Source organism: Streptomyces torulosus, from assembly GCF_001419765.1.
Classification (GTDB): domain Bacteria; phylum Actinomycetota; class Actinomycetes; order Streptomycetales; family Streptomycetaceae; genus Streptomyces; species Streptomyces torulosus.
In genome coordinates this window covers 1-7,002 of sequence record NZ_LIRK01000385.1, presented here as the reverse complement: position 1 = coordinate 7,002, position 7,002 = coordinate 1, and the positions used below count along the sequence as shown (strand labels likewise).

Genomic DNA, 7,002 nt, shown 5'->3' with positions numbered 1-7,002 from the left:
GGTAGGGGCATCTGGGTGCCCTGGGGGGCGCGGCTGTGGTGCGGTTCGCTGTGGTGGGGTGGGAGTTGGTTCATGAGGGTGTGTCCAGCAGGGCGAGGCCGGGGTAGTACTTGCGGCCGTTCGATTTGATCATGTCGGTGGGTGAGGCGAGTCCGACTTCCTGCCGTACGCGGGTGGCGAACGCGCGGGCGCCGGCGGGGCGGATGCCTTCGCCGCTGCTGCACCAGGAGGCGTAGGTGGTGTAGAGGAGGCCTTGTTCGACGCGGAGGTCGGGTTGGGCCTCGAGGTCGCGGGTGCAGCATTCGGTGAGGAAGCGGCCGATGTGGTCTTCGGTGTTGGCGTACGCGGTGGTGGCGATGCGGACGCGGTCGGGGCCTTCGAGGCTGTCGCGGGTGGTGAGGTAGCGGCGGGCGCCTTCGATGAGCCACTGCAGGATGCCGGGGCCTTCGTCGCGGACGAGTTCGAAGGCCAGATTGTCGATCTTGCGGTGGTCGGGGACGGTGCGTTCGAAGGGCAGCAGGCGGATGCGGCGCCAGAACGCGAAGCCGCCGGTGGACACTTCGGGGCGGTGGTTGCCGAGTAGCCACAGGTGGTGGGTGGGGCTGAAGGAGAAGTAGTCCTGCCGCATGCGGCGGGCTTTGATCTTGTCTCCGCCGGTCAGGAGCCTGACACGGGCTTCGTCGAACTTGTCGTTGGGCTTGAGCTCGCTGCAGACGATGAGCCGGCGGCCGTGGAGTTCGGTGAGCTCGGTGGAGTGCTCGGAGAACGCGCCGCGGTCCATGAGGAAGCCGGGCGGGGCGGCGTCGGCGTAGTCGCCCAGAATCTGGATCATGGTGTCGAGCAGGACGCTCTTGCCGTTCTTGCCCTGTCCGTGGAGGAAGGGCAGGACCTGCGCGCCGACGTCGCCTGTGATGGAGTAGCCGAGCAGCAGGTGCAGGAAGTCGATCATTTCCTGGCCTTCGGCGTCGTCGCCGAAGGTGTCGTGCAGGAAGCGGTGCCAGCGCGGGGTGGGGGTCTGCTGCGGGGCGACGCTGGTGGCGCGGGAGTGGAAGTCCCGGGTGGGGTCCGGCTTTCGCAGCAGGCCGGTGTTCAGGTCGACGACGCCGGCCGGGGTGCACAAGGCGTAGGGGTCTCCGTCGAGGGTGTCGGGGTCGACGGAGAGGTCTGGGGAGGCCTTGGCCTGGGTGAGGAGGGCTTTCATCCCGGTGGTGGACAGGGTGCGCTTCTTGTGGTGGTGGAGCTCGCGGTCGCTGAACAGGCCCCGCGGGTCGCTGTCCGGCATGTCCTCGGCCATCTCGCCCGCAGCCCACAGGGCGGCTTTCTCGCCGCCGGTGCGCTTCCAGCGGTAGCCGTCCCAGGAAAACCAGCCAAGGCCTTCGACGTGGCGGAACTGGTCTCGGTAGAGCTTGACGAACAGTTTGGCGTTGCCGCGGTCGGTGAGCGTGGTGGGCAAGGGTGCTGGCTGGGCCCAAGAAGGGGTGGCTGGGGAGGTGTTGGCCTGGGTGGGCAGGGCTGTAGGCCGTGAGGATGCTTGCTCGAGGTCCAGCATCTGCTGAGCGGCGGCGCTGGCGTCGAAGCGCGGGGTCTCGGCGCTGCTCATGAACGTCCTTTGAGGTGAAGCGGGCGGGCGGACCCGGCGGCGAGGGCGTCGTCGACGATGCGTTCGTTGCGGGCACTTTGCCAAGGACGCGCAGCTTCGGCGGCCTGGAGCAGCAGGGTCCGCGCGGTGGGTTCGTCGAGATGCCCGGCTGCCGTGAGTCCTCCTGCGGTGTAGGCGGCCTTGTTGAGCTTCTCGGTGAAGGCCGCGCCTTCAGGTGTGCCCGCGCACTCGGCGACCTCAATGAGCAAGGGATCCAGGATCCGGTGCCCGTCGGCGGCGATTCGGGGACGGCGGGCGCGGGGGATCTCGGGTCTGGGACGGACTGCTGGGCGCCGGATCACGTGGCCGGTCCTGACGAGTTCTTCGCCGAGCCATTCAGGCAGGGGTGCGGGCAGTCGGGTCGGCCCTTCACGCAGATACGTCCCCTGGGCGGTGCGGGTGGTGGGGGCGACGATGTAGCCGCCGTCGGCCCGTACGTCGACCTGCCATGCCAGGGCGACTTTGGAGCTGGATCCGGTCGAGCAGCGGAACCGTGTGGCTGGGTGCGGGTTTCGGTACCAGACATGCAGACCACCGGAGGGGGTGCGTACGCGCAGGGTGCTGTCGTCGTCGGCGGGGCTGGGCTGTCGGCGGAGTGCTGCCAGGAGTGCGAGGGTGTCGAAGCCGGACGCCAGTCCCTGCAGGTCGACGGAGTCGTGGATGGCGATGCCGGGCAGGAGGCGGTTGCGGTCAGGGACTGGCGCGGAGTGCGCGTCGATATCGATGACGATCAGGTCGGCTCCCCCGCAGGCGACGCCGACGCCCCAGGACGGCGTGCGAGACCACCAGGCGTCGATGCGCGCAGCATTGGTTGTCGCGGCGTGGAAACCATGGCATGGACGGCCTGCGGGAAGGCAGGCACAGTCGGCCGGCTGATGATGCTGATCTTTGCAGGCTGCGCAGTTCGCTGCGGGGGTCTTGCGGCCAGATGCAAGGGGATGGACAGGCCAGCCCTGCTCGGCGCACCACCGGGCCACGGCGTGCGGTGTGGCAGGCCTCGCAGGGCCGGCAGGCACTCTCGTCGCGCTGGGGCCGAGCACGTGTCTGTCCTTCTTCGAGGTTCTCGTCCCTTCAGTCCCTGACCGGCCCAGCTGGGGCAGTAGCCACATGCTGGAGTGAGGGACCCAAGGGACTGTAGGGACTGTGTTTCGGAAGAGAGTCTAGGACCCAAGGACGATGGTGGGGGGCAGCTCCCCCGCGTGGCGGCATACCAGCTTTACAGTCCCTCCGGTCCCTTGACCCACTCCGCGAGACAACTTATAGGAACTATGCCCGAATTGGAGTGGCTGGAGGGACCGTAGTGCACATAACTAACGGGGGCGCGCCCCTCCGTGTCAGGGACTGGCGCCTGAGCGGGGCCGTCAACTACGCCGGACTTATCGCCGACGGTGCTCCCAGCGGCTTCGAATGTCGGCCCGCCACCGGGCCGACAGGGACGAAGCGGTCCGCTGCAACCCTTGGTCCCTCACATCAGTCCCTGAACATTCTCGCAGGCCAGAGGAGCAATAGGCTACTCGCAAGGGACCCAAGGGACTGGAATCCCTAATTATGCGCCAGCTGCGTACCTGTAGATGAACACATGCGCCCGCGCGTACCCGCATACAGGGCTTGTTCATAATTCCAAGCGAGAGTCCCTTGAGTCCCTTGGCTGAGCTCTGCACCTCTTTGACCTGCACTTTTTCCAGGGACTGAACAGCAGGGACCGAAGCAGCCTCTCGTTGCACGGAGTCTGGGCGCGGCCGCGGCACCACATTGAGAAGAACTCCCGGAGTCGGCGGCTCCAGCCGGGGCAGTGCTGCGTGCACACCAGGCAGTGGCCAGGAACAGCCACGGGGGCAGGCGCCGCTGTTGCAGCCGCCGGACGCTAGTACTTACCTACATTGGGGTGCAACGGCCGTCCCCGGGCCGGGCCCGGCGGGGAGCCAGCGGCGCAGCACCGGCCGCGCCCCGGAGGCGGCAGCCGGCTGATGGGTGCAAGACCGGACCGGACGTGCGGCGCGGCCGCGGCTACAGGCGCTGGGCGAGGGTCTCGCAGTAGGCCAGGGGAACGGTCGCCTGGTACAGGTCGCCATCGGCTGCGTTCCGGGAGGCCATCCCGAGCATCATCGCGAGGCTGTGCAGCGTCTCGTCTCCGTCGGAGGCGTCTTCGCCCAGGCGGGCGCGCAGTACGCGGTCGGCCTGGTCCAGGACGTCGGGCCAGTCCCCGGCGTGTGTCTTCGGGTCCACCCCGGTCAGGGGCGTCAGCCACAGGTCGGCGTGTGACTGGAGCAGTTGCTCGGCCGACCGGTAGTCCAGGACGGACCCGCACGACAGGCGCAGCCCGTCGGTGTCGGCTGCGGCGCCCGGCCATCCGGGCAGGGCCTCGGAGTGGGCAGGGCACAGGAGTACGAGCCAGTCCGGCGGCTCCCCCGGCGCGGCGGCGGGGCCCTGCCGGAGCGTGGTCGCCGTGGCGGGGCAGTCCAGCACCTGGCGGAGCCCGGTGAGCTGTCGGCTGGTGATCTGCTCCAACTGCTTGGCGGCGGAGTCGGAGAAGGCGATCCGGGCGCGGCGCGGGGCCATCAGGCGACGGCCGGGCGCTGCGCGGCGAGCCGGGCGAGATGGGTCTCGCGCAGCTCCTCCCACGGCGTGCAGTCCTCCACCGAGGGCAGCCCGTTGGCCGCGATGTCCTCCAGGACGGCGGCGAACTGGTCGGCGCTGGCGCGGGTCTTGGCCGCGTACGCGCGCAACCCGTCGGCGGCTGCGGGCTCCAGCTGCTGCCGGGCGTGGTCGGCGGGGGCCGGCTGTTCGCTCATCGAGGGCTCCAGGGGCAGAACTGGCGTCTGCTCCAACGGTATCGGCCGCCTCGGGCCCTGGGGACCACTCCGGACGAACCGGCTCGTACGAGGGAGCGGACCCAGGACCCAGGTGGGACCCAGCTTCCGGCGCGTTCCGCGGCCACCAGGGAGAAACGCCGGTCCCAGGACCCAGAGATCTCGGTCCCGGGGGGCGCTGCGGGGTCCTGGTGCCAGCCCGCTGCCCGATGACACAGATCAGCTGAACAGTGACACAGTGAGCGTGTCCACCTGGGAAAACGGGGGGTCGATGACACAGATGACACAGATCGGCCGGACTGTTCAGGCGGGCAAGGGATCGAATCCGGATGCGGTCCGTAGTCACTCTGAGAGGGCTGTCACGCTGATCGGCAAGGTGGCCCGAATCCGGGGGGCGGGCCCGTGATTCCGGGCCGAACCGCCAGCGTGACAACCGGATCGGGGTGCGTGACAACGGTGAGCGTGACAGTCACCCTCGGTGATCGCGAGAGCGGCTGTTCCCCGGCTTCCTCCCAGGCTCACAGGTCACCTCCCAGGAACGCGTCTGCCTGGGGAAACAGCCCTCTCACCTCCCAGACATCACAGGCGTTCCGGGGTATTTCCGGCCTCGGCCTCCCAGGTCCCTCACAGGTCTGTCCCCCAGGCGCTGGAGGTCTGGGGACAGCGGAGCGTGAGGCAGGAGCGCGTCGGAGCAGACCGTGCGATTACTGCGCTACGACCGGGCGCGGGCGAGGAACACGGCGAGGTCACCTGTGGCTTCGGGTTCGGTGGTGGCGAGCCGGGCCGCGAACGCCAGCTGGTCGACGTCGACGCTGGGGACCAGGCGGGCGAGTTGGGCGAGCAGCGCGGCGTGCGCGAGGACCGGCGGGGTGAGAAGGTCGGCGGCGGCCTCGCGGGCGGCCGGGTCGTGGTAGTGCCCGAGGTGCGCTGCGAGGGCGTGAGCGAGCCAGGCGTCGACGTCGGCCTGGACGTACCCGCCCGCACGGCGGGTGAGTTCGTCGCGTACGGCTTCGTCCCCGTCGCGGGGCTCGGTCTGCTCCAGCGTGCCGAGCTCGCGCAGCGCCTGGAGCTCATCGGCGCGGGCCGCGATCCGCGCGGCCTCGCGCAGCTCGGCTTCCCGGGCGGCGGCTGCCGCGGCGTCGACGGCGAGCTCGGCCTGGACGACGTCGTCGGTGTCCGGGTCGTAGACCGTGTCCGGGGCTGCGGCGGCGAGCAACTGGTCGATGCGCTCCCACTCCGCGAGCTCCGCCCGGCCGCGTTCATCGTCGGCGAGGTGCTCATGGCGGGAGTCTTGGCGCGCGTCGAAGCGGGCGTCCTCGAGGGCCGCTTCGACGGCGGCTGCGGTCATCCCCTTCGCCCGGCGGCACACCACACGCCGTCCGATCCGGGCGTGGTCGACCGGCTCGCGGGGCGCGACTGGCCCGGGAACGGGATGGCGAAGAATGCGCCGGGGCGGCCAGGGGCTGCTCATCAAGGCCTCGCATTTCAGGGTGCGGAATAAGGTACGGACCGCCGCCAGAGCGCTGTGCGAGGGCCGCTTTGTGCCAGGCGTAGCAAGGCAGTTGTCACTGGATCTGCACGCTACTTGTCATCGGCGAGGAGCTAGGCAGGCTGGTTGTCACCGGACGCGCCGTAGCTGGCGAGGCGGATGAGTCGGGCCTGGGGTCTCAGTGGCGGTCCATCGCGTCGATCGGCGCTGTCACGTTGTTGGGTGGGAAGGTGTCTGATGGTGCATCGTGGCGTGGTGGAGCCCGGTTCCGGGCTGGGCTCAGGCCGCGGTGGCGAGGGCGGCGACGCCGGTGATCTGCTCCCAGATGGCGAAGCGGACGGTCATCTCGGCGCGGTAGTTGTGTGCGGGCATCAGGTGTCGGCGGGGCCGGAAGTGGGGCGAGATGCCGCTGAACGCGGACAGGAACCACTGGGCTGCACCAACGCCGCGGAAGCCCTTCATCGCGCGTTCGCGCTGCCTGGTGGGCTGGTGGCTGTTCTCCGCTCTGTTGTTCAGGCCCTTGTGTGAACGGTGCTCGACGGAGGGCATGACCTCGCGGTGGGCCGCGCCGTAGGAGCGGAGCTTGTCGGTGACGACCACCCGCGGCACCATTCGGCACTTCTTCATCAGCCTGCGGAAGAAACGCCTGGCCGCGGCCTTGTCCCGCCGGTTCTGCACCAGGATGTCCAGGACGTTGCCGTCCTGGTCGACGGCCCGCCACAGGTACCTCTGTTTCCCATTGATTTTGATGAAGACCTCGTCCAGGTGCCACTTGTCCCCAGGCCTAGGCTGTCGGCGGCGCAGCGCGTTGGCATAGGCCTGCCCGAACTTGCCGCACCAGCGGCGCACCGTCTCGTAGGAGACGGTCACGCCGCGCTCGAGCATCAGCTCCTCGACCTCGCGGAAGGACAGAGGGAAGCGGAAGTACAGCCACACACAGTGGGAGATGACCTCGACCGGGTACCGGTGCCCCTTGTACGACAGCGACACGGCCCCCACGAACAGCCACCTCCAGCGCGATCAACCAGAAGATCATCCCACCGGTCAGCCAACGTGACAGCGCC

Annotated in this window: 6 protein-coding genes; all 6 read right to left on the bottom strand. The window is 69.2% G+C overall.

Annotated features, from left to right (window positions below; genetic code table 11):
* Positions 1–70: 70 nt before the first annotated feature.
* Complete coding sequence (locus tag AOK23_RS25940) at positions 71–1,600, bottom strand: DNA primase family protein (RefSeq protein WP_055715051.1); 1,530 nt, start codon at positions 1,598–1,600, stop codon at positions 71–73.
* Positions 1,597–2,616, bottom strand: coding sequence for a bifunctional DNA primase/polymerase (locus AOK23_RS25935; RefSeq protein WP_055715050.1), 1,020 nt, complete (start codon positions 2,614–2,616; stop codon positions 1,597–1,599). The genes AOK23_RS25940 and AOK23_RS25935 overlap by 4 nt, the downstream gene beginning before the upstream one ends.
* Before the next feature lie 1,030 nt (positions 2,617–3,646).
* A complete protein-coding gene (locus AOK23_RS25930; RefSeq protein ID WP_055715049.1) occupies positions 3,647–4,198 on the bottom strand; it encodes a hypothetical protein in 552 nt (183 codons plus the stop codon).
* A complete protein-coding gene (locus tag AOK23_RS25925) occupies positions 4,198–4,431 on the bottom strand; it encodes a hypothetical protein (protein ID WP_055715048.1) in 234 nt (77 codons plus the stop codon). The genes AOK23_RS25930 and AOK23_RS25925 overlap by 1 nt, the downstream gene beginning before the upstream one ends.
* 730 nt (positions 4,432–5,161) lie before the next feature.
* Positions 5,162–5,920 carry a hypothetical protein gene (locus AOK23_RS25920; protein WP_055715047.1) on the bottom strand — a complete coding sequence of 253 codons (759 nt, stop codon included), beginning with the start codon at positions 5,918–5,920 and terminating at the stop codon, positions 5,162–5,164.
* Positions 5,921–6,217: 297 nt separating this feature from the next.
* On the bottom strand, positions 6,218–6,937 hold the full coding sequence (locus AOK23_RS25915) for an IS6 family transposase (RefSeq protein ID WP_055715046.1): 720 nt from the start codon (positions 6,935–6,937) through the stop codon (positions 6,218–6,220).
* Positions 6,938–7,002: the final 65 nt, after the last annotated feature.

Excerpts from the sequence above, each read along its gene's own strand:
- AOK23_RS25940 (WP_055715051.1), bottom strand. The coding sequence starts at position 1,600 with ATGAGCAGCGCCGAGACCCCGCGCTTCGACGCCAGCGCCGCCGCTCAG.
- AOK23_RS25930 (WP_055715049.1), bottom strand. The coding sequence starts at position 4,198 with ATGGCCCCGCGCCGCGCCCGGATCGCCTTCTCCGACTCCGCCGCCAAG.
- AOK23_RS25925 (WP_055715048.1), bottom strand. The coding sequence starts at position 4,431 with ATGAGCGAACAGCCGGCCCCCGCCGACCACGCCCGGCAGCAGCTGGAG.
- AOK23_RS25920 (WP_055715047.1), bottom strand. The coding sequence starts at position 5,920 with ATGAGCAGCCCCTGGCCGCCCCGGCGCATTCTTCGCCATCCCGTTCCC.